We start from the raw sequence: 23,227 nt of genomic DNA, 5'->3' as shown, positions 1-23,227 counted from the left end.
CTACGGACCTCACATTAAGGATAACGCATTGTGAAGAATCTCATTGCCGAGTTACTGGTTAAACTGGCGCAAAAGGAAGAAGAAGCAAAGGAACTGACGGTGCAGGTTGAAGCGCTGGAGATCGTGGTCACCGCATTATTGCGCCATATGGAGCATGATGCCCAGCAGGCATTGATTCAGGATATTGAGCAGGCAATAGACCAGGTGACGCCCTATCCGCCGGTCAACGACCAGGATGCGATGCTGCTGCAGCAATATCTAAAGAAGCTGTTGCGGCATCCTCGTAGCTAGTCTTTGTGACACGACAAGGATGCCGTCATTTTTCTGTCATCTCCCTTTTATAAAGTCTCCCTCGTTTTGTTTTTTTTAAGTATTTTTTACATGGAGATGACAAAAGTGAAATTAAGCGCCCTGTTTATTGCCCTGGTTCCTCTGCTGGGCTCGCCGGTTATTCATGCAGAAACGACTGCTGCGCCGGTTCTGGAAAATCGCGCTGCGCAGGGAGATATCACTACTCCAGGCGGCGCGCGTCGTTTAACAGGCGATCAAACCGAAGCGCTGCGCGCCTCGTTAATCAATAAGCCGGCTAAAAACGTTATTTTGCTGATTGGCGATGGCATGGGTGATTCAGAAATTACCGCCGCGCGAAATTATGCGGAAGGGGCGGGCGGTTTCTTTAAAGGGATTGACGCCTTGCCGCTAACCGGGCAGTACACGCACTATTCGCTGGATAAAAAAACCGGTAAACCGGACTACGTGACCGACTCGGCGGCGTCCGCCACCGCCTGGACCACCGGCGTCAAGACCTATAACGGCGCGCTGGGCGTCGATATTCATGAGAACGCGCATCAGACCCTCCTCGAGCTGGCGAAAGCGGCGGGGCTGGCCACCGGCAACGTTTCCACCGCCGAGCTGCAGGATGCCACCCCCGCGGCGCTGGTAGCGCATGTGACATCGCGTAAATGCTACGGCCCCACGGTCACCAGCGAAAAATGCCCCAGCAATGCGCTGGAGAAAGGGGGCAAAGGCTCCATTACTGAACAGCTGCTGAACGCCCGGCCGGATGTCACCTTAGGCGGCGGGGCGAAGACCTTTGCCGAAACGGCGACGGCGGGCGAGTGGCAGGGCAAAACCCTGCGCGAGCAGGCGGAAGCCCGCGGCTACCAGATAGTGACCGATGCGGCTTCTCTTGCCGCCGCGACTGACGCCAGTCAGGCTAAGCCGCTGTTGGGACTCTTCGCCGACGGCAATATGCCGGTACGCTGGGAAGGGCCGAAGGCGTCTTATCACGGCAATATCGATAAGGCGCCGGTGACCTGTACGCCAAACCCTAAACGCGATGCCTCGGTGCCGACGCTGGCGCAGATGACGGAGAAAGCGATTGACCTGCTGAGCCGCAACGAGAAAGGTTTCTTCCTGCAGGTGGAAGGCGCTTCCATCGATAAACAGGATCATGCGGCGAATCCGTGCGGCCAGATCGGTGAAACCGTTGACCTCGACGAAGCGGTGCAGAAGGCGCTGGAGTTTGCGCGAAAAGATGGCAATACCCTGGTGATCGTCACCGCCGACCATGCGCACGCCAGCCAGATCATTCCGGCGGACAGCAAAGCCCCGGGACTGACCCAGGCCCTGAATACCCACGATGGCGCAGTGATGGTCATGAGCTACGGCAACTCTGAGGAAGAGTCGATGGAGCATACCGGCACCCAGCTGCGCATTGCGGCCTACGGTCCACACGCGGCTAACGTCGTCGGCCTGACCGACCAGACCGACCTGTTCTCGACCATGAAAGCTGCCCTGAGTCTGAAATAAGTCGCTGCCGGTGGCGAAATTGCGTCACCGGCTGGTTTTTTTTCTATCTGCGTCCAGACTTACAACGATCCACTCACAGAAGGATGGTGCGATGAAAATAACCTTACTAATGACCCTACTGTTTGGCTTGATCTTTATCAGCGCGGTTGGCGCGGCAGAAAAAACGCCCACTCCACAGCAGCAAAAGATGACGGACTGCAATCAGCAAGCGTCAGCCAAAGCGCTGAAAGGAGATGAGCGCAAAACGTTTATGAGCCAGTGCCTGAAAAAAGAGACCACCACGTCGCAAGGAAAAGCGCTCACCCCTCAGCAGCAGAAGATGAGCGACTGCAACAAAGCGGCCTCGGCAAAAGCGTTGAAGGGTGATGAACGCAGTACCTTCATGAGTACCTGCCTGAAGAAAGCCTGAAAAAAAGGGAGCGCTTATCCGCTCCCTTCTTCTTTGAACACTCAGGGCATTGCTGCCTACCCTCTCAGGCTCAGGAGCGGCTCAGTTTCTCTGATTTCTCCATACACTGGGTGATGGCTTCGATCACGGCGGAGCGGAACCCTTTCTCTTCCAGCACGCGGACGGCTTCGATAGTGGTCCCGCCAGGCGAGCAGACCATATCTTTCAGCGCCCCCGGATGCTCGCCGCTCTCCAGCACCATTTTGGCGGAGCCCATTACCGCCTGGGCGGCGAATTTATAGGCCTGGGCGCGCGGCATTCCACCGAGGACGGCGGCATCGGCCATCGCTTCGATAAACATAAAGACATAGGCCGGCGCGGAGCCGCTCACGCCCACCACCGGATGGATCATCGGCTCGGCAATTTGTTCCGCCTGGCCAAAGCAGCGGAAAATGGTCAGCACTTCGGCCACATCTTCGCTGCTCACCAGCGCGTTAGGCGTGACGGAGGTCATACCGGCGTTGACCAGTGACGGCGTATTGGGCATCGCGCGAATAATTTTGCGATCGTGACCGAGGGCGCGCGCCAGTTGCTCAAGCGTGACCCCGGCGGCGATGGAGACCACCAGCGACTCTTTATTCAGGCTTGAGGCGACGTCGCCCAGCACTTTGGTCATGATCCCCGGCTTAACCGCGCCGAAGACGATATCGGCAATCTGCGCCACTTCCTGAGCGCTCCCGGCGGCGTTGATGCCATACTGGTCTCGCAGAGCCGCAACCTTATCCGGCGACGGGGTGTAGACCCAGATTTGTCCCGGCTGTACCTGGCCGCTGGCGATCAGTCCACCCAGAATGGCCTTACCCATATTGCCGCAGCCGATAAAGCCAATTTTCTTATCCATCACCATTCCCCTCTGCTTTTTTCGTTACGATCTGATTAGCTTACCATCCTGGCGCTTTCATGGGGGAGAAAAGCAGGTAACATTGGCGTCACTTATTGCAGGTAACAGGAGCTGGCATGGCTATTTGGGTAGATGCGGACGCGTGTCCGAACGTGATTAAAGAGATTTTGTTCCGCGCGGCAGAGCGAACCCAGATCCCGGTGACGCTGGTGGCGAATCAGCCGCTGCGCGTACCGCCGTCGCGTTTCATCCGCACTCTGCGGGTTGAGCAAGGTTTTGACGTGGCGGATAACGAAATCGTCCGCCAGTGTGCGCCGGGGGATTTGGTGATCACCGCCGATATCCCGCTGGCGGCGGAAGTGCTGGCGAAGGGCGGTGCGGCGCTGAATCCGCGCGGGGAACGCTACAGTGAGGCGACGATCCGCGAGCGGCTGACAATGCGGGATTTTATGGAGACATTGCGGGCCAGCGGCGTTCAGACCGGCGGCCCGGATAGTTTATCGCAGCGCGATCGGCAACAGTTTGCCGCCGAGCTGGAGAAGTGGTTGCTGGCGGTTAAACGTCAGCAGGGTTAAACCCAGCTATCGTCGTCGCTGCCAACATCATCGTCGCCAAAGCCGGCGTCGAAGTCGTCGTTCCAGGTGTTGTCGGCAAGGAACTGATCGTCTCCCTGGCGGAACGGATCGTCACCTGCGGTGGCGTCCTGCGCGGGAGTGGCATCAGGCTGCGGCTTCTCTTCGATGATATTGACGATCTCCTGCGGGTGCGAGCCGCTGAACATATTGGTCAGCATATTGCCCAGTACCACGCCGCCTGCTACGCCTGCGGCCGTTTGCAGCGCGCCCGCCATAAAGCCGCCGCCGCGTGCGGCTGCCTGCGGGGCATAGTTCTGCTGCTGTTGCGGCGGGGCATACTGCGGCTGGGCGCTGGCCTGCGGGCGCCCGTATTGCTCCGCGCCCGGGATGGGGTCAGAACCGCGTGACGAGCCGCCTCCGCCAAACAAGCCGGAGAGGAATCCGCCGCTGCTGGGCTTCGCCGCCTGCAGCTGGCTGACCTGGCTTTCCAGCGCCTGGATGCGATCGTTAAGCTGTTTAATCGCGGCTTCCTGGATAAGAATGGTTTGCGCCATATAGTAGGGTGCCGCCGGCTGCGCGCTCACATGTTGGGCAATCCGCTCCTCGGCGCTGGTATCGCGCGATGCACTGTGTGTCTCAGCCTCTTTCAGCCGGGAAAACAGCCCATCAATAAGGCGTTGTTCTTCAGATTGCATGTTACATTCCTCTGTCACACTGTTGAATTGGCATCAGGGTGCGTCTGAAACACGATGTTGTAAATATGTTGCTTCGTAAAGCTATGCATAAATGTGTTACCGTTTACGCCAGCGTTGGATAAAAAATAACGCCCAGCCGAAAGTAAAGCTGGTTAAACACTTAATGCAATGATAAGTTTACATCAAGAGCCCCTTTTCTCACTGTGGTAATAGGGGTGTAAAGAAGTTGTGTAACGTTTAATTTACGCATGCGTTGCGGAACAAACAGCGATAATACGTTCTTTCGTTTTCATTTTTTACGACAGGCGGAACCAGGGGGTCTTCGGTCATGACACAGCCAATCTTTCTCATCGGGCCACGGGGCTGCGGTAAAACCACCGTCGGCCATGCGCTGGCGCGAGCGCGGCATTTTCAGTTCTCCGATACCGATCATCGGCTGCAGGCTCATGAGCAGCGGACGGTGGCAGAGATCGTGCAGGCAGAAGGGTGGGCGCGTTTTCGCGAACTGGAGACCCTGTCGCTGAAGGCCGTGACTCTGCCGAATACGGTGATCGCCACCGGCGGCGGCATTGTGCTGGCGGAAGGTAACCGCCAGTTTATGCGGGAGAATGGCGTGGTGATCTATCTGCAGGCCTCGGTGTCGGCGCTGATTGATCGTCTGGAGGCCTACCCAAAAGCCGAGCAGCGGCCGACGCTGACCGGGAAACCGGTACGTGAAGAAGTGGGCGAGGTGCTGGCGCAGCGCGAAGCCTTATACCGTGACGCCGCCCATCACATCGTGGATGCCACGGCCTCCCCGGATCGGGTGGTGGAGCAGATTATGACCATGCTGTGTGGCGTGACGGCGACCCCGGTAAGTTAAGAATTTACTTACATTAAGACGGTGAGGGGCGCCTATACTTGATAGTTCTGACGCCAGAAGAAGGAAGAACTATGCCAAACAGGCCCCCTTATCCGAGAGAAGCCCGCGTTGTGGCGGTAGAGAAAGGCCCGCAGGGTCAGACCGTCACCTGGTATCAACTCCGCGCGGATTATCCTGAACCCAATTCGCTGATCAGCGAACATCCTACCGAGCAGGAAGCCGTGGATGCCAAGCGGCGCTATGAAGATCCTGACAAGTCGTAACCCCTGAGCCCGGATTGCCTGCCATACTGGCAATATCGGGCGTATCTCACATTTTTTATTTATCAGTCGTACTAATGAATATCTAACACACGGATTTTTCAGGCACGCCGCTGTCGCCCGGCAATCTTTACATTCAACGGCGGCGCGGAGCTGCTACGCTTCTCGACGGTTGATTTTTACTCAACAGGGGGGCGGATGCTGTGTGTGGTAAGTCTGTCTTGAAGCAGTGGTAGTGAAAAGGTACATGATATGAGTAGTGCAACGATGGCAATTTTGACCATCGGCGTTGTGCCGCTGGCGGGAGTGTTGCCGCTCCTGACCGAACATATCAGGGAAGAACAGATCACCCACATTAGTCTGCTGGGCGATATGACCCATGCTGAGGTAAGCAAAGAGTACACGGTGGGTGACGGCGAGCAGGGCCTGCTGACCTTGCTCAGTGATAACCAGCTGGTGATGATATCGCGGCAGAAAATTGAACGGGATATCCGCAGTGTGATCGCGATGCTGGATCGGCAGAACTATGATGTGATCCTGTTGCTCAGCTCCGAACAGTTGAGTGGTTTTACGACCCACCATGCGATCCTTCTTGAGCCGCAGCGGATCATCCCGCCGCTGGTGGCGTCGATCGTCGATGGGCATCAGGTGGGGGTGATCGTGCCGGTGGAAGAGATCATGCCCATGCAGCGGCAAAAGTGGCTCTCGCTGGAAAAGTCGCCGTACTACGCGCTGGCCAACCCCTTTACCGGCAGCGACAGTGAGCTATTAAGCGCCGGTAAAGCGCTGCTGGAACAGGGCGCCGACGTCCTGGTGCTCGATTGTCTCGGTTACTATCAACATCACCGCGATGTGTTACAAAAAGCCCTGGACGTCCCGGTTTTGCTGTCGAATGTGCTGGTTTCCCGACTGGCGGCAGAACTATTGGTCTAATGTGTTAATTTCACGTGACAGGGGCAAGGAGCGCCCCCTATATTGAGCCTTTAACCGACGATCAGAAGGGCTTGTTTATGCTTCAAAGCAATGAATACTTTGACGGAAAAGTGAAATCCATTGGCTTCAACAGCAGCAGTACCGGTCGCGCCAGCGTTGGCGTGATGGCGGAAGGGGAATATACCTTTGGTACGGCGCAGCCGGAAGAGATGACGGTGGTCAGCGGGGCGCTGAATGTCCTGCTGCCGGGTGAGACTGAGTGGAAAGTTTACGCCGCCGGCGAAGTTTTCAATGTGCCAGGCAACAGCGAATTTCATCTGCAGGTGGCTGAGCCAACCTCTTATCTGTGCCGCTATCTGTAAGCCAGTGTGACACCCGGCGCCTGCCGCCGGGTTGTTTTTTCCTTCCTGCCAGCCAGGAAGGAAAGCGGCGCTTAGCGCTGTGCTTCGCCGCCGAGCCCTTCTACCAGGCTTTGGATCAGGGCGGCCAGCTCGCCGGTCATTAAGATAAAGTCGGCGTCAAAGCGCTGGGCGAAATCTTCCCGATCGATATCTTCGTTTTGGTCACGTAATTCATCGCAGAACTTGAGACGCTTAATCGATGCGTCGTCGCAGATCACAAACTGAATACGCTGCTGCCAGTCCAGCGCCAGCTTGGTGACGACCTTCCCGGCCTCAATGTGCACGGCGATTTCGTCGCTGACCAGATCCTGTTTCTTGGCGCGGATCACGCCGCCATCTTCCAGCATCGCTTTCAGCTCGGCTTCATCCAGCAACTGGAAGCCCTGCGCCACGGTGCCGGAGCGGACCCACTCGGTCAGCGTCAGCTCAATCGGATTCTCCAGGGTCAGCGGCACCACCGGCAGCGAACCGAGGGTTTTACGCAGCAGAGCCAGGGTGTCTTCCGCTTTCTTCGCGCTGGCGCAGTCCACCATGATCAGACCGTTAACGGTGTCGATCCACATCATCGTCTGGCTGAAGCGGCTGAAGGCGCGCGGCAGCAGCGAATGCAGCACTTCATCTTTCAGGGAATCTTTCTCGGTCTTCTTCAGCTTGCGGCCCTGATCGGCTTCGAGCTTCTGGATCTTCGCCTCCAGCGCCTGTTTAATCACCGGCGACGGCAGGATCTTTTCTTCTTTACGCGCGCAGATAACGATCTGGCCGTTTGCCGTATGCGTCAGCGCGTCGCTGTGCGATCCCATCGGCGACACCCAACCGGTTTTCGCCATATCCTGGCTGCCACACGGGGTAAATGTCAGCTCGGCCAGCTGTTTTTCCATCTCCTCGGCGCGCAATTCGATATCGCGGCTGAGACGGTAAACCATTAAATTTTTGAACCACAGCATGATAATTTCCACGGCTTTGTCGTTAAATCAGGCGGGCATGATAGCGAATTGTCGCTATGCTTGCATTGTTAATCGGGGTGAGGAGCTGAGCGTGCGTATTGGTATTGATTTAGGTGGAACAAAAACCGAAGTGATAGCCCTGAGTGACCAGGGAGAGCAGCTGTTTCGCCACCGGTTACCCACGCCGCGTGAGGACTACCGGCAAACCATCGAGACTATCGCCACCCTGGTGGCGATGGCCGAGCAGGCGACCGGACAGCAGGGTACCGTGGGGATGGGCATCCCTGGCTCAATTTCGCCCTATACCGGGGTAGTGAAAAACGCCAATTCGACCTGGCTCAACGGCCAGCCCTTTGATAAGGATCTCAGCCTGCGCCTTGAGCGTGAAGTCCGGCTGGCCAACGACGCCAACTGTCTGGCGGTGTCGGAAGCGGTGGACGGCGCGGCGGCGGGGGCGCAAACGGTGTTTGCGGTGATTATCGGCACCGGCTGCGGCGCCGGGGTGGCGCTCAACGGGAGGGCGCATATCGGCGGCAACGGTAACGCCGGCGAGTGGGGGCATAACCCGTTGCCGTGGATGGACGACGATGAGCTGCGCTATCGTACGGAAGTGCCCTGCTACTGCGGTAAACAGGGGTGTATCGAAACCTTTATCTCCGGCACCGGCTTTGCCACCGACTACCAGCGGCTGAGCGGCAAGGGGTTAACCGGCAGCGAGATTATGCGCCTGGTGGGTGAAGGTGATGAAAAGGCCGAACTGGCGCTGAGCCGCTATGAACAGCGGCTGGCGAAATCGCTGGCCCACGTGGTGAATATCCTCGACCCGGACGTTATCGTGCTGGGCGGCGGGATGAGCAACGTCGAGCGTCTGTATCAAACGGTACCGGACCTGGTGAAGCAGTGGGTCTTCGGCGGCGAGTGTGAAACACCGATCCGCAAAGCGTTGCACGGTGACTCCAGCGGAGTACGCGGCGCGGCCTGGCTGTGGCCGCTCCAGGGGACCTGAACCGCTCCCCCTCACCCCGGCCCTCTCCCTGCAGGGAGAGGGAGAAAAGCGGTACGGTGCGGGTGGTAGAGGCAGTGGCCGGGAACCCCTCACCCTGCAGGGAGAGGGGAATCGCAATAGCATGCGAAATTACAGACCGGCGCCGGACGGTTCCCTCTCCCTCCGGGGGAGGGTTAGGGTGAGGGGACATCGCAATAATTCAGACCTCACTCCACCGCAAACACTCTGTCCAGCCGACTGTAGCCCAGGCCATTTATCTTCTTCACTTTGATCTGCACCGGAATACGTTCCTTCATCGCCTCCACGTGGCTGATCACCCCGATAATTTTGCCGCTGGCGTTAAGGGCATCCAGGGCGTCCAGCGCCGTATCCAGCGTTTCGCTGTCGAGGGTGCCGAAACCTTCATCGAGAAACAGGGAGTCAATCCGCGTTTTATGGCTCACCAGGTCAGACAGCGCCAGGGCCAGCGCCAGGCTGACGAGGAAACTTTCGCCGCCAGAGAGGGTGCGGGTGTCGCGCACGGCGTCGGCCTGCCAGGTATCGACAACCTCCAGCTCCAGCGCCTCGCTGGCCTTGCGTTGCAGCAGATAGCGGCCGTGCAGGCGGTTGAGCTGCTGGTTTGCCAGCCAGACCAGATTATCGAGGGTCAGCCCCTGGGCGAATTTGCGGAACCGGTCGCCGGTGCTGGATCCGATCAGCGAATTCAGATAGCCCCAGTCGTCCGCCAGCTGCGTCGCCTCTGCAATCTGCTGTCCCAGCGCCTGCTGATGCTGGCGGCTTTCATTGTCCTGCCTGAGCTGCTGGCGGATCTCACCCTGGCGGGTGGTATTGTCCCGCAGCCGCTGGGCCAGGGCATGCAGCTGCGTTTGCAGGGTGGGGCCGTCAGCGTCTGATCCTTGCGGACGCAGCGCCAGATGCGCCTGTTGTTGCTGGGTCGCTTGCTCGCAAAGCGCCGTCGCCTGCTGAAGCTGCTGCTCCAGCGTCTGTTTTAACTGCGTCAGCCGCTGGGTGGTCTCGTCATCCAGCAGCGCGGCGAGGAACGCCTCCCGATGGTTAAAGCGGCTGGCGGCCAGGGCAGCCGTGAATTGCGTCTGTGACTGGTGCACGCGCGCCGTTTCTTCAGTCTCCAGTTGCTGCTGGGCGACGAGCTGGCTGTGCAGCGACAGGCATTCCTCGTGTATTTCGCGCCAGTTGTCCGGGATAACCGGCTCAGCCTCCGCGTCATCCTCGTCGCCGGGCGGCAGCGTATCGAGCAGCGGTTTCAGGGCGGCGATCTGCTCCTGAATCATGCCATGCTGCGTCTGTTGCGCCTGCCACTGTGCAAATTCGCTTTCGCGAGCGTGCAGCCAGGCGGTTTCTGCGCCTTCTTCCGGCAGGTTGAGTGACAGCGTCTGCAGGGCGTTCTCCAGTCCCTGGCGCGTGGTCTCCAGCTGCTGGTGAGCCTGGCGTTCCAGCGCCTCCTGATCGTTGAGCTGGCTCTGCAGCATCAGATGCTGACTGAGCTGATAGAGCTGCTGCTCGTAGCGCTCCTGCTCCTGCATCCAGTCGTTTATCTCTTGCGCAATATCCCGCGTGACCTGCAGCGAGGCGCAGGTTTCCTGCCACGCTTTAGTGAGCGCTTGCTCTTCCTCTGTGAGCTGCCGGGTCTCTTCGGTCTCACGCTGGATCTGCTGCGTCAGGGCGTTGACCTGCCCGAGGATCAGCAGGCCTTCTTCTTTCAGTGCAGCGACCTCTTTTTCCAGCGCATCGCGGCGACGCTGGTTATCCGTGACCGTCAGCGAGGCGTATTGCGCCATCGCCGGGTGTTCACAGGAGCCGCACAGTGGGCAGGGTTTACCCGCCTCGAGCCGGGTGCGGTAACCTTCCAGATCTTTAATCGTTTCTTCCCGCTGGCAGAGCGCCTTCAGGTCGAGATAGTGCTGGTTTTTGTCTTTATACTGTTCCCGACGTTGCGTCAGGGTGGCGTTGAGTTTTGCCTGCTCCGTCTGCGCCTGCTGGATGCTTTCGGCGTGCTGACGCAGGCGTTTGTGCAACTGCTGATGCTGTTCATGCAGGGAGATCAGCCGCTGGCGCAGCGGCCGCGACTGCGTTTGCTGCGCCAGCGCCGCCGTGACTTCTTCTGCGGACAACGACAGGGAACTGACTGGCAGAGCGATCAGTTTCTGGCGCAGCGCGGCCAGGCGGGTGGTCTGAGCCGTTAGCTGTTGTTTATCCCGCGTCAGTTGCGAGAACTGCGCTCGCCAGCCGGCAATCTCCTGACCCCATAAGCGGAATCGATCATGGGCGGCCAGCCACTGCGCCAGCTCCGTCAGCTCTGTCTGACGCTGCTGCTGAGCATGCAGGGCGCTGCGGCGGATGCGCGCGCGCAGCGCGGTGCAGGCAAGTAAGCGAGCATTTACTTCGTTGATCCGTTGCCGGGTTTGCGCCAGACCAGCCACCTGTTCCTGCTGACGCTCCCACAGGGGGCGCAGCTGGGCGGCGGGCTGAGCCAGCTCAAGCTTCGCCAGCGCCGGGGCGGCGTCGGTCAGCGCCTGGCGGGCCTGCTGCTGCCGGGTGACCGCCTGCTGGTGCTGTTGCGTCAGCTCGTCGCGGCGCGTCAGCCACTGAAGCAGCTGCTGCTGGTTTTGCTGCTGCGTCAGCAGGGTTTTCTCTTCGTCAGTGAGTACCTGCAAACTTTCCAGCAACGCCTGCTGCTGCGCTTCCGTCAGCAGGACGATGCCCGCCGCCTGGGCTTCGAATTTCTCCAGCGCGTGGCGAGCGGCTTTGTGCTGTTCGTAGACCATGGCCGAAATCTGGCCGTAGATTTCCGTGCCGGTCAGCTCCTCCAGCAGCTCCGCGCGGTCGCTCGGCTTCGCGTTCAGGAAGGCGGCAAATTGCCCCTGGGAAAGCAGCATCGAGCGGGTGAAGCGGCCATAGTCGAGGCCGGTGAGCGTCGCGGTTTGCTCCAGCTTGTCCGAGACCTTATCGGCGAGGATTTTGCCGTCTGCGCAGCGCGCCAGCTCGACGCGGGGCGCCTGCAGATTGCCATCCGGCTGGTTGCGCGCCCGGTTCTGGCTCCAGAAAGCGCGGTAGGCGATGCCTTTTACTTCAAACTCGACTTCCGCCAGACACTCGGCGGTATCGCGGGTCATCAGGTCATTTTGCGACTGGGAGACTTTATTCAGGCGCGGCGTCTCGTGATAAAGCGCCAGGCAAATGGCATCGAGCAGGGTGGTTTTGCCGGCGCCGGTAGCACCGGTAATGGCGAACAGGCCGTTGCTGGCGAACGGCTCGGCGGTAAAGTCTATCTTCCATTCACCCTTCAGGGAGTTGAGATTTTTCAGACGCAGGCTGAGGATTTTCATGCGTTTTCGTCCTCCGCGGTAAGCGTATGCAGCGTATGGGTGAACAGCTCGTGCAGCCGGGCGCGCTTGTCATCGTCAATCTCGGTCAGCGCCAGCCGGCGCTCGAACACCTCTTCCACCTTCAGTTCGCTGAGGGTCTCCCGCTGGGCGTTGAGCAATATTTTCTCGCGCTGCTCACGGCTGCGGCGCACCAGCAGCACTTCCACCGGCAGATCCTCCGTCAGCGCCTGAATATGACGCTGAATATCGTGCAGGTAGTCCTCGGTGGTGATTTCGATATCCAGCCACACCGGCGGGTCCTGCTCGACGCCGCGCCACTGCTCCAGCTGGGCGGTGATGGCGGCCAGATCGCCTTTGATCACCGCCAGCGGCTGGGTCACGGGCACCTCCAGGGTTTCCACGGCGCTGAGTCGCCCGTCGTTAAAGCTCACCAGGTGCACCGATTTCGCTTTGCCGGTTTCATCGAAGCTCAGCGGCAGCGGCGAGCCGCTGTAGCGGATGTGTTCGCAACCGCCGACCACCTGCGCGCGGTGAATATGGCCCAGCGCAATGTAGTCGGCAGGCGGGAAGTGTTGCGCCGGAAAGGCATCCAGCGTGCCGATGTAAATGTCGCGGACGGCATCGCTTTTGCTGGCGCCGACGGTGGTCAGGTGGCCGCTGGCAATGATGGGCAGCGGCCGATCGCCGCGCAGCGCGCAGGCTTGCTGATACTGCTCCTGATAATAGTCGCTAATAGCGTGCAGGAGCTGTTGCTGTTTTTCCCGACCGGAGTGGCCGGCCTGACTGGTGACCAGCTCGCGCGGGCGTAAAAACGGCACCGGGCAGAAGATGGCGCCCGGGGTGCCGTCGCGCAACGGTAGCTCAATGGGCGCGTAGCCGGCATTCGCCACCACGGTGGTGTGTAAAAAGGCGAGAATATCGCGGGACTCATTGAGCATCGCCACTGAATCGTGATTGCCCGCCAGCACCACCAGGCGACAGCCGGTCTGCTGCAACTGGACGACAAAACGGTTATACAGCTCGCGGGCATAGCTCGGCGGCGAGCCGGTATCAAAAATATCGCCAGCCACGATAATGGCGTCGACTTCATGCTCCTGCGCGCGGTCCAGCAGCCAGGTAAGAAAAGCGTCGTGTTCGGCCGCACGGCTTTTGCTGTAAAAATTCTGGCCCAAATGCCAGTCGGAGGTGTGAAGGAGGCGCATAAATCTTCCCTAGCGAAAAAAGCATGGGCGGCAGTATATCATTTGTCGGCGGGGGGTAAGTCCGCGTCATGCTTCAAATTACCCGATCATCAGACCGTCATTTTTTTCATAAATCTGTCACAAAAGTGACGCATAATGACGCCGCACTTCTATACTGATGGCTAAAAAACACAGGGTAAATAATGGCGAGAAGAATTCTGGTCGTTGAAGATGAAGCTCCAATCCGCGAAATGGTCTGCTTTGTTCTGGAGCAAAATGGCTTTCAGCCTGTCGAGGCGGAAGATTATGACAGCGCGGTGAATCAACTCAATGAACCCTGGCCTGATTTGATTCTCCTTGACTGGATGCTGCCGGGTGGTTCGGGGCTGCAGTTTATTAAGTTGCTCAAGCGCGAGGCGATGACGCGGGATATCCCGGTCGTGATGCTGACCGCGCGTGGAGAAGAAGAGGATCGCGTTCGCGGCCTGGAGACCGGGGCGGATGATTACATTACCAAGCCTTTCTCACCGAAAGAGCTGGTGGCGCGGATCAAGGCGGTGATGCGCCGTATTTCGCCGATGGCGGTGGAAGAGGTGATCGAAATGCAGGGTCTGAGCCTCGACCCTTCGTCGCACCGGGTGATGACCGGCGACAGTCCGCTGGACATGGGGCCGACGGAATTTAAGTTATTGCACTTCTTTATGACCCATCCTGAGCGAGTGTACAGCCGCGAGCAGCTGCTGAACCACGTCTGGGGAACCAACGTCTATGTGGAAGACCGCACGGTGGACGTCCATATTCGCCGCCTGCGCAAAGCGCTGGAACACAGTGGCCATGATCGTATGGTGCAAACGGTTCGCGGCACGGGGTATCGTTTCTCCGCCCGTTTCTGAATTTTGACAGGAGTGTGACCCGTGCTGGAACGGCTGTCATGGAAAAGGCTGGCGCTGGAGCTCTTTTTAGCGTGTATTCCGGCCCTGATTCTGGGGGCATTTTGGGGGCATTTGCCGTGGTTTTTACTGGCGGCAGTGACCGGTTTGCTGATCTGGCATTTCTGGAATTTGATGCGCCTGTCGTGGTGGCTGTGGGTGGATCGGAGCATGACTCCTCCGCCTGGCCGTGGCAGCTGGGAGCCGCTGCTGTATGGTCTGCATCAGATGCAGATGCGTAATAAAAAGCGTCGACGCGAGCTGGGAAGCCTGATTAAACGTTTTCGCAGCGGAGCGGAATCGCTGCCGGATGCGGTCGTACTGACCACAGAAGAGGGGGCCATTTTCTGGTGTAATGGCCTGGCGCAGCAGATTTTAAACCTGCGCTGGCCGGACGACAGTGGCCAAAATATTCTCAACCTTCTGCGTTATCCCGAGTTCGCCAACTATCTGAAACAGCGTGATTTTTCTAAGCCACTCAACCTGGTGCTGAATAACGCTCGCCATCTGGAAATTCGCGTGATGCCTTACACCGACAAGCAGTGGCTGATGGTGGCGCGTGACGTGACGCAGATGCATCAACTGGAAGGGGCGCGGCGGAACTTTTTCGCCAACGTCAGCCATGAACTGCGCACCCCGCTGACGGTGCTGCAGGGCTATCTGGAGATGATGCAGGAGCAGGTGCTGGAGGGGGCGACGCGGGAAAAAGCCCTGCACACCATGCGGGAGCAAACTCAGCGTATGGAAGGGCTGGTGAAGCAGCTACTGACACTGTCGCGCATTGAAGCCGCGCCGGCGCTGGTGATGAATGACCGCATTGACGTGCCGATGATGCTGCGGGTGGTGGAGCGCGAGGCGCAGACCCTCAGCCAGGAGAAACAGACGCTGATCTTCACCGTTGACGAGCAGCTCAAGGTGCTTGGCAACGAGGAACAGCTGCGCAGCGCGATTTCTAATCTGGTCTATAACGCGGTGAACCACACCCCGCCGGGGACCGAAATCCGCGTCAGCTGGCAGCGGACCCCGCAGGGGGCGCTGTTCAGCGTTGAGGATAATGGACCGGGTATTGCGCCGGAGCACATTCCCCGTCTGACCGAGCGCTTTTATCGGGTGGATAAAGCCCGTTCACGGCAAACGGGGGGCAGCGGCCTGGGACTGGCGATCGTCAAACACGCGGTCAACCATCATGACAGCCGGCTGGAGATCGCCAGCACGGTGGGCAAGGGAACCCGTTTTAGCTTCCTGCTCCCGGAACGATTAATTGCCAGAAACGACGCCTGAACGGCGTGCTGTCAGCTTATCTTGCCAATGACCAGCTTCGGCTGGTCATTTTCGTTGGCATCCTTTTTTTCTCGCCTATTTAATGAACGCATGCTGCTTTTTTGTTCGCATGATAAGCCACGGGTTTTCCAACAATATGGTAAATGATTCCGGGCTGTAACTGATAACCAGCATAATCATCTGCTTTTACGATCGTGCCTTGCTTTAAAACGTTATAAGCGTTTAAATTGCGCCTGCGTAGTCGATGACAGACTGCTTTTGCGTGGTAATACCAAAAACAATTCTTTCCCACGCCGCTTCGGGAGCATATCTCGCTGAGTTTACCGGCAATAGCCGCTGTATCGTCCCTGAGAGGGGAGCGCGGTATTTTTCCATTTTTTTACAACACCACATCCACAGGCAGTAATGAATTTATGACCCATCAGTTAAAATCTCGCGACATCATAGCGTTGGGCTTTATGACCTTCGCGTTGTTTGTTGGCGCAGGCAACATTATTTTCCCTCCGATGGTTGGCTTACAGGCGGGCGAGCACGTCTGGACGGCGGCGATCGGCTTCCTGATCACTGCGGTGGGTCTGCCGGTGCTGACGGTGGTGGCGCTGGCGAAAGTCGGCGGCGGCGTTGAAAGCCTGAGCACCCCCATTGGTAAAGTGGCGGGTATCCTGCTGGCGGTGGTGTGTTATCTTGCGGTGGGGCCGCTGTTCGCGACCCCGCGTACCGCGACCGTCTCCTTTGAGGTCGGGATTGCGCCGCTGACCGGCGATGGCCCGCTGCCGCTGCTGATCTACAGCGTTATCTACTTCGCGCTGGTGATTCTGGTCTCCCTCTATCCGGGCAAACTGCTGGACACCGTGGGCAATTTCCTTGCGCCGCTGAAAATTATCGCCCTGATTGTGCTGGCGGTAGCGGCCATTGTCTGGCCAGCGGGCCCGATCAGCGACGCGCTGGAAGCGTATCGCACGGCGCCATTCTCCAATGGCTTCGTTAACGGCTACCTGACCATGGATACCCTCGGCGCGATGGTGTTCGGGATCGTGATTGTCAATGCGGCACGCTCCCGCGGCGTCAGCGAAGCGCGTCTGTTGACCCGCTACACCGTCTGGGCTGGCCTGATGGCAGGCGTTGGCCTGACGCTGCTGTACCTGGCGTTGTTCCGTCTGGGTTCTGACAGCGCCACTCTCGTGGACCAGTCCGCCAACGGCGCGACCATTCTGCACTCCTACGTGCAGCATACCTTCGGCGGGGCAGGCAGCTTCCTGCTGGCGGCGCTGATTTTCATCGCTTGCCTGGTGACGGCGGTGGGCCTGACCTGCGCCTGCGCCGAGTTCTTTGCCCAGTATCTGCCGTTCTCCTACCGCACGCTGGTCTTTATCCTTGGCCTGTTCTCGATGGCGGTCTCCAATCTGGGCCTGAGCCATCTGATTCAGGTGTCAATTCCGGTGCTGACCGCTATCTATCCGCCGTGTATCGCACTGGTTGTATTAAGCTTTACCCGCAGTTGGTGGCATAATTCGTCCCGCGTTATCGCGCCGGCCATGTTTATCAGTCTGATGTTTGGTATCATTGACGGGATTAAGTCATCGGCGTTTGCCGCGATCCTGCCGGCCTGGACCGCGCGTCTGCCGCTGGCGGAGCAGGGCCTGGCCTGGCTGATGCCCACCGCCGTGATGGTGTTCCTCGCGGTGATCTGGGATCGCGCAGCCGGACGTCAGGTGACCTCCAGCGCCCATTAACAGGCGTTAAGGAAAAGCGTTTAACCACGGGACTTCGGGTTCCGTGGTTTTTTATTTTTTGTGTTAAACGGCATTGAAAAAACCACGATGGAAAGTAGTAACAAGCTTAAGCGCGGGCTAAGCACCCGGCACATCCGCTTTATGGCCCTGGGTTCCGCCATCGGCACCGGGCTTTTTTACGGCTCAGCCGACGCCATTAAAATGGCCGGACCCAGCGTGCTGTTGGCCTACATTATCGGTGGCGTCGCGGCATATATCATTATGCGGGCGCTCGGTGAGATGTCGGTCCATAACCCTTCCGCCAGCTCATTCTCCCGCTATGCCCAGGAAAACCTCGGCGGACTGGCGGGCTATATCACCGGCTGGACCTACTGCTTCGAAATCCTGATCGTCGCCATCGCCGACGTCACCGCCTTCGGTATCTACATGGGCGTCTGGTTCCCGACGGTGCCGCACTGGATCTGGGTGCTCAGCGTGGTACTGATCATCTGCGCCGTCAACCTGATGAGCGTCAAGGTGTTTGGTGAGCTGGAGTTCTGGTTCTCGTTCTTCAAAGTGGCCACCATTATCATCATGATCCTCGCCGGGTTCGGCATTATTATCTGGGGGATCGGCAACGGCGGCCAGCCGACCGGCATTCATAACCTGTGGAGCAACGGTGGCTTCTTCAGCAACGGCTGGCTGGGGATGGTGATGTCGCTGCAGATGGTGATGTTCGCCTACGGCGGCATCGAAATCATCGGTATTACCGCCGGTGAGGCGAAAGACCCGGAGAAATCCATTCCGCGCGCGATCAACTCGGTGCCGATGCGTATTCTGGTGTTCTACGTCGGCACGCTGTTCGTCATTATGTCCATCTATCCGTGGAACCAGGTGGGAACCGACGGCAGCCCCTTTGTTCTGACCTTCCAGCATCTGGGCATTACCTTCGCGGCCAGTATTCTTAACTTCGTGGTCCTGACGGCTTCGCTGTCGGCGATTAACTCCGACGTGTTCGGCGTAGGTCGTATGCTGCATGGTATGGCTGAGCAGGGCAGCGCGCCGAAGGTGTTCGCTAAAACGTCGCGTCGCGGTATTCCGTGGGTGACGGTGATGGTGATGACCATTGCGCTGCTGTTTGCGGTGTATCTCAATTACATCATGCCGGAAAACGTCTTCCTGGTGATCGCCTCCCTGGCCACCTTCGCTACGGTGTGGGTGTGGATTATGATCCTGTTGTCACAGATTGCCTTCCGCCGCCGTCTGTCGCCCGAAGAGGTCAAGGCGCTGAAATTCAAAGTCCCTGGCGGAGTGGTGACCACGGTAGTCGGCCTGGTGTTCCTGGCCTTTATTATCGCCCTGATCGGCTATCATCCGGATACCCGTATCTCGCTGTATGTCGGTATGGCGTGGATCGGCCTGCTGCTGCTGGGCTGGGTCTTTAAGACCCGTCGCGATCGCCGCCTGGCGCAGGCTCAGTAAATGACACCGCCCCGGTCAGCATCACGCGACCGGGGTGGCTTGCAGTCCCGCGTCCTCCCCCGTTATCCTCCCCCAAAAAATCCTGTGATGATGAGTTCTGCGCCTGACGGCTATGGCAAGGTGTGCCCATTCTGCACAATGAGGATTCACGATGTTGAAGGCATGGCACCTTCCGGTTGCACCCTTTATCAAGGTGCAACAGGACCGACTGTTTATTACCCTGTGGTTAAGCGGTGAGTCGCTGCCGCAGCGGATCACGCTGCGCGCGGAAGAAGATAACGAAGAGCTGTCGCTGCCGATGCAGCGGCTCCGCCAGGCGCCGCAGCCCGGCGTGGTGGCATGGCGCGGTGAAATCTCTCTCGCCAGCGGCCAGCCGCGCCGCCGCTACAGCTTTAAGCTGCTGTGGGCTGACCATCAGCGCTGGTTTACGCCACAAGGTTTCACCCGTTTCCCGCCGGCCAGGCTGGAACAGTTTGCCATTGACCTGCCGGACGCCGGCCCGCAGTGGGTGGCCGATCAGGTTTTCTATCAGATTTTCCCCGATCGCTTTGCCCGCAGCGCCGCACGTGAGGCTGGCCAGGATGCAGTCTATTACCATCACGCGGCGGGACGGGAGATTGTGCGCAAGGCGTGGGACGAACCGCTAACCGGCGAAGCGGGCGGGTCGACGTTCTACGGCGGCGATCTCGACGGCATCAGCGAAAAACTTCCGTATCTGAAGCAGCTCGGCGTCACCGCCCTCTATCTGAACCCGGTTTTCGCCGCCCCCAGCGTGCATAAATACGATACCGAGGATTATCGGCGCGTCGATCCGCAGTTTGGCGGCGACGCGGCGCTGCTCCGGCTGCGCCACAATACGCAGCGGGCGGGGATGCGTATGATCCTCGACGGTGTGTTCAACCATACCGGCGATTCCCATCCCTGGTTCGACCGACACCAGCAGGGCAGCGGCGGCGCCGGCCACTATCCGGACTCCCCGTGGCGCGACTGGTTCACCTTCTCAGAGGAGGGGCAGGCGCACAACTGGCTGGGCTATGCCAGTCTGCCGAAGCTCGACTATCGGTCGACCAGCCTGGTCAACGAGATCTATGCCGGCGAGGACAGCATCGTACGCCACTGGCTGAAGGCGCCGTGGAGCATGGACGGTTGGCGTCTGGACGTGGTCCATATGCTGGGCGAAGGTGGCGGGGCGCGAAATAACCTGCAGCATATCGCCGGCATCACTCAGGCGGCAAAGCAAACGCAGCCAGAAGCCTTTGTCTTTGGCGAACATTTTGGCGATGCGCGACAGTGGCTGCAGGCGGATGCCGAAGATTCGGCGATGAACTATCGCGGCTTTACCTTCCCGATCTGGGGATTCCTCGCCAATACTGATATTTCCTACGATCCGCAGAAGATAGACGCCCAGACCTGTATGGCGTGGATGGATAATTATCGCGCCGGGCTGTCGCATCAGCAGCAGCTGCGGATGTTCAACCAGCTCGACAGCCATGATACGGCGCGCTTTAAATCTCTCCTTGGCAAAGACGTAGCACGCCTGCCGCTGGCAGTGGTGTGGCTGTTTAGCTGGCCGGGCGTACCGTGCATCTACTACGGCGACGAGGTGGGTGTGGATGGCAATAACGATCCGTTCTGCCGCAAACCGTTCCCGTGGGATCCGGCGCTGCAGGATACCCAACTGCTGGCGCTGTATCAGCGGATGGCAAAACTGCGTAAGGCCCAGCAGGCGCTGCGCTACGGCGGCTGCCAGGTGATTTACGCCGAGGATAACGTAGTGGTGTTTGTCCGGGTCTACAAACAGCAGCGGGTGCTGGTGGCAATTAACCGCGGGGAAGCCTGCGAGGTGGTTATCGAGGATTCCCCACTGCTGAACGTGGCCGGGTGGACGCTGCTGGAAGGCGCCGGCGCCTTCCAGCACGGGGTACTGACCCTCCCGGCCATCTCCGCCAGCGTCTGGTCCGGCCGTTAACGGTAGAGCTGGCTCAGCAGGTCGTCGCGGAGGATCGCCTCCCGCCACCAGTGCTGAGCCAGCCCGTCATTCCCGCTGCGCCAGGCCATGTAGGTGATATCTTTTTCCCGCCAGCAGGCGACGCTTTTCTCCACCAGACTGCCTTTTTCCAGCCACGGGCGAGCGATATGGCGCGGCAGAAAGCCGCAGCCCAACCCGGCGCACAGCAGTTCGACTTTACTGGCGAAATCATCGACGCCGATTTGCGGCTGCTCGTCGAGGAGATTGCTGTTTAGCGGATGGCAATAACGGGCGCTGTCGCGGATCACGATGGCCCGATGTTGGCTGAGCTGTTTATTGGTCAGTGGCTCCTTCGCCTGAGCCAGCGGGTGGGCGGGGGCAACCACGAAAATATTATCCAGTGCGCCGAGGGTTTGCCATGACCACTCTGCAGAGGTCGGAGGCTCATTGATGGCGCCGAGGATAATATCCGCGCCATGGTGGGTCAGCTCTTCCCACGAACCAGCGAGGGTGTGATGACTGAAGTTCAGCCGCGTCTGCGGGTTTTGCGCATAAAATTCGGCGATCAGCGGTAGCAGGGCAGAAAAGGGAAACGAAGCATCGAGAGCGATCGCCAGCTCTCGCTCCCAGCCCGCGCTCAGCTGCTGCGCCTGCTTTTCCAGATCTCTGGCGGCGCTCAATAGCTGCCGTCCCTTCTCCAGCATCAGCCTACCGGTATCGGTAAACTTCGCCCGGTGGCCAGAGCGATCCAACAGCACAATATCCAGATCGCTCTCCAGCTTCTGGATCATATAGCTCAGGGCGGCGGGGGTTTTATACAGCGACTCCGCGGCGGTGGCGAAGGACCCGTGTCTGTCCAGGGCATCAAGGATCATGAGTACATCAAAATTCACACGCATGGGGGAGCTATCCATTAATTTATTTTCCCTTGTTGTACCTAAGCGCAATAATCAATGCCAGTGAATAAATCAGAACAGTTTGGCGTAAAAATTTGATTAATGCGGATGCGAGCAAATCCTTGCTACGGGCAAAAAAATAAACCACAAAAAAACTTTAATAACTTGTTAGAAATAACTGGCTATACTCACCATGCTTTATCAGTCAGGATCCACACGACGCATTAACCATCATGTCATCTTTTTAACTCATTGATTAAGAAGGTATTTAATGTCTATTCGTGAACTGCTCGATCCCACTAATTCCGCACTTATCTTTATTGACCACCAGCCGCAGATGTCATTTGGCGTGGCGAATATCGATCGCCAGACCCTGAAAAATAACACCGTGGCGCTGGCGAAAGCGGGCAAAATTTTTAATGTGCCGGTGATTTATACCTCCGTAGAGACCAAAAGCTTCAGCGGTTATATCTGGCCGGAATTATTGGCCGTGCATCCTGACGTCAAGCCGATTGAACGTACCTCAATGAACTCCTGGGAAGACGACGCGTTTGTGGCGGCGGTGAAAGCGACCGGCCGTAAAAAGCTGGTGATTTCCGCCCTGTGGACCGAAGTCTGCCTGACCTTCCCGGCGTTGATGGCGCTGGAGGCGGGCTACGAGGTCTATGTGGTGACGGATACCTCCGGCGGCACCTCTGTCGACGCCCATGAGCGGTCTATTGATCGGATGGTGCAGGCGGGGGCGGTGCCGGTGACCTGGCAACAGGTGCTGCTGGAGTACCAGCGCGACTGGTCGCGCAAAGCGACCTACGATGCGGTGATGGACCTCGTACGCGAACACAGCGGCGCCTACGGGATGGGCGTGGATTACGCTTATACCATGGTGCATGGCGCGCCGGAGCGTAAAGCGTAAATCACTTCATCCTTCAGGCTGCCTGATCTTCGGCTGCGTTTACCCGTCCCCGGTCGCTGACTTATCTCCGCTCAGGGGGACGTGCCGGCTTGCCGCCTCGACGTAGCATGAATGATGTTGTGTATGGTCATCTGTGGCTAATGGCGGGAACAATCCCGCCATTCCCCTGAAGCAAGGAACTCTCTATGGCGCAGCAAAAATCGGTGACCCTGGTCATCAGCCATCTGCTCGATCCGCAACACGGCCAGCGCTACGAGGAGTGGCTCGGTAAAATTATGCCCATTGCGGCCGAGTTTCCCGGCCATCTCGGCGCGAATGTGATCCGGCCCGCCGCAGGGCAGAATCTGTGGAGTGTCATAATCCGCTTCGATACCCTGGAGCACCTCTACGCCTGGACGCAGTCGGAAACCCGCCGGCAGCTGGTGGCAGAGATTGCGCCGTTGCTGACGGAAGGCGATCGGACGGAGGTGCGGACCGAGCCGGCCTTCTGGTTTACCCCGCCGACGGCGAACGTGCGCCAGCCGCGGCGCTGGAAACAGTTTCTGATCACCCTGCTGGTGATTTTTCCCAGCACCAACCTGGTGCCTGCGGTCACCGGTATGCTGTTGCCGTCGCTCAAAGGGAGCCTGCTGCTGCACCTGATCAATGATGCCTGCGTGGTTGCGCTGGTGGTCTGGTTCTGGATGCCCATCGTGACCCGCCTGTTTGCTGGCTGGTTAAAGAAAAACTGAGTCAGCCTCCTC

General features: G+C 58.7%; 22 protein-coding genes. 16 read left to right on the top strand and 6 right to left on the bottom strand.

The features are described 5' to 3' along the window. Positions 1-30: 30 nt before the first annotated feature. From iraP to CWM58_RS16450, 3 genes are all read left to right on the top strand, one after another. A complete protein-coding gene (gene iraP, locus CWM58_RS16460; RefSeq protein WP_061155603.1) occupies positions 31-291 on the top strand; it encodes an anti-adapter protein IraP in 261 nt (86 codons plus the stop codon). Between the two features lie 90 nt (positions 292-381). Further along, positions 382-1,812, top strand: a complete 1,431-nt coding sequence (gene phoA / locus CWM58_RS16455; RefSeq protein ID WP_162677942.1) for an alkaline phosphatase — start codon at positions 382-384, stop codon at positions 1,810-1,812. Between the two features lie 91 nt (positions 1,813-1,903). After that, positions 1,904-2,221 carry a PsiF family protein gene (locus tag CWM58_RS16450; protein WP_061155602.1) on the top strand — a complete coding sequence of 106 codons (318 nt, stop codon included), beginning with the start codon at positions 1,904-1,906 and terminating at the stop codon, positions 2,219-2,221. 70 nt (positions 2,222-2,291) lie between these two features. Here CWM58_RS16450 and proC read toward each other — a convergent pair whose 3' ends face one another. Then, on the bottom strand, positions 2,292-3,101 hold the full coding sequence (proC, locus tag CWM58_RS16445) for a pyrroline-5-carboxylate reductase (RefSeq protein WP_008805346.1): 810 nt from the start codon (positions 3,099-3,101) through the stop codon (positions 2,292-2,294). Between the two features lie 116 nt (positions 3,102-3,217). Here proC and CWM58_RS16440 point away from each other — a divergent pair, with 116 nt between their 5' ends. Next, on the top strand, positions 3,218-3,676 hold the full coding sequence (locus CWM58_RS16440) for a YaiI/YqxD family protein (protein WP_061155601.1): 459 nt from the start codon (positions 3,218-3,220) through the stop codon (positions 3,674-3,676). Here the strand turns inward: CWM58_RS16440 and CWM58_RS16435 are convergent. Continuing rightward, complete coding sequence (locus CWM58_RS16435) at positions 3,673-4,371, bottom strand: DUF2076 domain-containing protein (RefSeq protein WP_061155600.1); 699 nt, start codon at positions 4,369-4,371, stop codon at positions 3,673-3,675. The genes CWM58_RS16440 and CWM58_RS16435 overlap by 4 nt on opposite strands. A gap of 328 nt (positions 4,372-4,699) precedes the next feature. On the opposite strand from CWM58_RS16435, the gene aroL reads away from it, so the two are divergent. From aroL to ppnP, 4 genes are all read left to right on the top strand, one after another. Beyond that, the gene (gene aroL / locus CWM58_RS16430) at positions 4,700-5,233 is read left to right on the top strand and encodes a shikimate kinase AroL (protein ID WP_061155599.1); all 534 of its coding nucleotides are present in this window, start codon (positions 4,700-4,702) and stop codon (positions 5,231-5,233) included. A gap of 71 nt (positions 5,234-5,304) precedes the next feature. Beyond that, positions 5,305-5,496 (top strand): YaiA family protein, encoded by a 192-nt coding sequence (locus CWM58_RS16425; RefSeq protein ID WP_008805350.1) that lies wholly within the window; start codon positions 5,305-5,307, stop codon positions 5,494-5,496. Positions 5,497-5,745: 249 nt separating this feature from the next. Continuing rightward, entirely contained in the window at positions 5,746-6,426 is a 681-nt protein-coding gene (locus tag CWM58_RS16420) for an AroM family protein (protein WP_100681349.1), read from the top strand. A 77-nt stretch (positions 6,427-6,503) separates the two neighbouring features. Then, positions 6,504-6,788: a pyrimidine/purine nucleoside phosphorylase gene (gene ppnP / locus CWM58_RS16415; protein ID WP_100681348.1), complete on the top strand. Its 285-nt coding sequence runs from the start codon at positions 6,504-6,506 to the stop codon at positions 6,786-6,788. A gap of 71 nt (positions 6,789-6,859) precedes the next feature. Here the strand turns inward: ppnP and rdgC are convergent, their stop codons facing one another. Beyond that, positions 6,860-7,771, bottom strand: coding sequence for a recombination-associated protein RdgC (gene rdgC / locus CWM58_RS16410; protein ID WP_100676212.1), 912 nt, complete (start codon positions 7,769-7,771; stop codon positions 6,860-6,862). Between the two features lie 91 nt (positions 7,772-7,862). Between rdgC and mak the strand changes: the two genes are divergently transcribed. Beyond that, positions 7,863-8,777, top strand: coding sequence for a fructokinase (gene mak, locus CWM58_RS16405; protein ID WP_100681347.1), 915 nt, complete (start codon positions 7,863-7,865; stop codon positions 8,775-8,777). A gap of 206 nt (positions 8,778-8,983) precedes the next feature. Here the strand turns inward: mak and sbcC are convergent, their stop codons facing one another. Then, positions 8,984-12,121 carry an exonuclease subunit SbcC gene (gene sbcC, locus CWM58_RS16400; protein ID WP_100681346.1) on the bottom strand — a complete coding sequence of 1,046 codons (3,138 nt, stop codon included), beginning with the start codon at positions 12,119-12,121 and terminating at the stop codon, positions 8,984-8,986. Then, positions 12,118-13,323 carry an exonuclease subunit SbcD gene (gene sbcD / locus CWM58_RS16395; protein ID WP_061155594.1) on the bottom strand — a complete coding sequence of 402 codons (1,206 nt, stop codon included), beginning with the start codon at positions 13,321-13,323 and terminating at the stop codon, positions 12,118-12,120. Before sbcD ends, sbcC begins: the two co-directional genes overlap by 4 nt. Positions 13,324-13,505: 182 nt before the next feature. On the opposite strand from sbcD, the gene phoB reads away from it, so the two are divergent. From phoB to malZ, 5 genes are all read left to right on the top strand, one after another. Next, positions 13,506-14,195 (top strand): phosphate response regulator transcription factor PhoB, encoded by a 690-nt coding sequence (gene phoB, locus CWM58_RS16390; RefSeq protein WP_002890343.1) that lies wholly within the window; start codon positions 13,506-13,508, stop codon positions 14,193-14,195. Positions 14,196-14,216: 21 nt separating this feature from the next. Continuing rightward, positions 14,217-15,512, top strand: a complete 1,296-nt coding sequence (phoR, locus tag CWM58_RS16385; protein ID WP_100631421.1) for a phosphate regulon sensor histidine kinase PhoR — start codon at positions 14,217-14,219, stop codon at positions 15,510-15,512. Positions 15,513-15,925: 413 nt separating this feature from the next. After that, a complete protein-coding gene (gene brnQ, locus CWM58_RS16380) occupies positions 15,926-17,245 on the top strand; it encodes a branched-chain amino acid transporter carrier protein BrnQ (RefSeq protein WP_100681345.1) in 1,320 nt (439 codons plus the stop codon). An 87-nt stretch (positions 17,246-17,332) separates the two neighbouring features. Further along, a complete protein-coding gene (gene proY / locus CWM58_RS16375) occupies positions 17,333-18,706 on the top strand; it encodes a proline-specific permease ProY (protein WP_061156408.1) in 1,374 nt (457 codons plus the stop codon). Positions 18,707-18,857: 151 nt separating this feature from the next. Beyond that, positions 18,858-20,675 (top strand): maltodextrin glucosidase, encoded by a 1,818-nt coding sequence (malZ, locus tag CWM58_RS16370; protein ID WP_061155591.1) that lies wholly within the window; start codon positions 18,858-18,860, stop codon positions 20,673-20,675. Here malZ and CWM58_RS16365 read toward each other — a convergent pair. Then, the gene (locus tag CWM58_RS16365) at positions 20,672-21,574 is read right to left on the bottom strand and encodes a LysR substrate-binding domain-containing protein (RefSeq protein ID WP_061155590.1); all 903 of its coding nucleotides are present in this window, start codon (positions 21,572-21,574) and stop codon (positions 20,672-20,674) included. The two genes, malZ and CWM58_RS16365, sit on opposite strands and share 4 nt — an antisense overlap. Positions 21,575-21,842: 268 nt before the next feature. On the opposite strand from CWM58_RS16365, the gene CWM58_RS16360 reads away from it, so the two are divergent. Both CWM58_RS16360 and CWM58_RS16355 read left to right on the top strand, forming a co-directional pair. Continuing rightward, on the top strand, positions 21,843-22,484 hold the full coding sequence (locus CWM58_RS16360; protein ID WP_002890357.1) for a hydrolase: 642 nt from the start codon (positions 21,843-21,845) through the stop codon (positions 22,482-22,484). Between the two features lie 185 nt (positions 22,485-22,669). Next, positions 22,670-23,215, top strand: a complete 546-nt coding sequence (locus CWM58_RS16355) for an antibiotic biosynthesis monooxygenase (RefSeq protein WP_008805362.1) — start codon at positions 22,670-22,672, stop codon at positions 23,213-23,215. Positions 23,216-23,227 lie beyond the last annotated feature (12 nt).

It is taken from the genome of Klebsiella sp. H-Nf2, assembly GCF_002806645.1.
Lineage (GTDB): Bacteria > Pseudomonadota > Gammaproteobacteria > Enterobacterales > Enterobacteriaceae > Klebsiella > Klebsiella variicola.
This window is presented reverse-complemented; position numbering and strand designations above follow the sequence as displayed.

Excerpts from the sequence above, each read along its gene's own strand:
- phoA (WP_162677942.1), top strand. The coding sequence starts at position 382 with ATGGAGATGACAAAAGTGAAATTAAGCGCCCTGTTTATTGCCCTGGTT.
- CWM58_RS16450 (WP_061155602.1), top strand. The coding sequence starts at position 1,904 with ATGAAAATAACCTTACTAATGACCCTACTGTTTGGCTTGATCTTTATC.
- proC (WP_008805346.1), bottom strand. The coding sequence starts at position 3,101 with ATGGATAAGAAAATTGGCTTTATCGGCTGCGGCAATATGGGTAAGGCC.
- CWM58_RS16440 (WP_061155601.1), top strand. The coding sequence starts at position 3,218 with ATGGCTATTTGGGTAGATGCGGACGCGTGTCCGAACGTGATTAAAGAG.
- CWM58_RS16435 (WP_061155600.1), bottom strand. The coding sequence starts at position 4,371 with ATGCAATCTGAAGAACAACGCCTTATTGATGGGCTGTTTTCCCGGCTG.
- aroL (WP_061155599.1), top strand. The coding sequence starts at position 4,700 with ATGACACAGCCAATCTTTCTCATCGGGCCACGGGGCTGCGGTAAAACC.
- CWM58_RS16425 (WP_008805350.1), top strand. The coding sequence starts at position 5,305 with ATGCCAAACAGGCCCCCTTATCCGAGAGAAGCCCGCGTTGTGGCGGTA.
- CWM58_RS16420 (WP_100681349.1), top strand. The coding sequence starts at position 5,746 with ATGAGTAGTGCAACGATGGCAATTTTGACCATCGGCGTTGTGCCGCTG.
- ppnP (WP_100681348.1), top strand. The coding sequence starts at position 6,504 with ATGCTTCAAAGCAATGAATACTTTGACGGAAAAGTGAAATCCATTGGC.
- rdgC (WP_100676212.1), bottom strand. The coding sequence starts at position 7,771 with ATGCTGTGGTTCAAAAATTTAATGGTTTACCGTCTCAGCCGCGATATC.
- sbcC (WP_100681346.1), bottom strand. The coding sequence starts at position 12,121 with ATGAAAATCCTCAGCCTGCGTCTGAAAAATCTCAACTCCCTGAAGGGT.
- sbcD (WP_061155594.1), bottom strand. The coding sequence starts at position 13,323 with ATGCGCCTCCTTCACACCTCCGACTGGCATTTGGGCCAGAATTTTTAC.
- phoB (WP_002890343.1), top strand. The coding sequence starts at position 13,506 with ATGGCGAGAAGAATTCTGGTCGTTGAAGATGAAGCTCCAATCCGCGAA.
- brnQ (WP_100681345.1), top strand. The coding sequence starts at position 15,926 with ATGACCCATCAGTTAAAATCTCGCGACATCATAGCGTTGGGCTTTATG.
- proY (WP_061156408.1), top strand. The coding sequence starts at position 17,333 with ATGGAAAGTAGTAACAAGCTTAAGCGCGGGCTAAGCACCCGGCACATC.
- malZ (WP_061155591.1), top strand. The coding sequence starts at position 18,858 with ATGTTGAAGGCATGGCACCTTCCGGTTGCACCCTTTATCAAGGTGCAA.
- CWM58_RS16365 (WP_061155590.1), bottom strand. The coding sequence starts at position 21,574 with ATGCGTGTGAATTTTGATGTACTCATGATCCTTGATGCCCTGGACAGA.
- CWM58_RS16360 (WP_002890357.1), top strand. The coding sequence starts at position 21,843 with ATGTCTATTCGTGAACTGCTCGATCCCACTAATTCCGCACTTATCTTT.
- CWM58_RS16355 (WP_008805362.1), top strand. The coding sequence starts at position 22,670 with ATGGCGCAGCAAAAATCGGTGACCCTGGTCATCAGCCATCTGCTCGAT.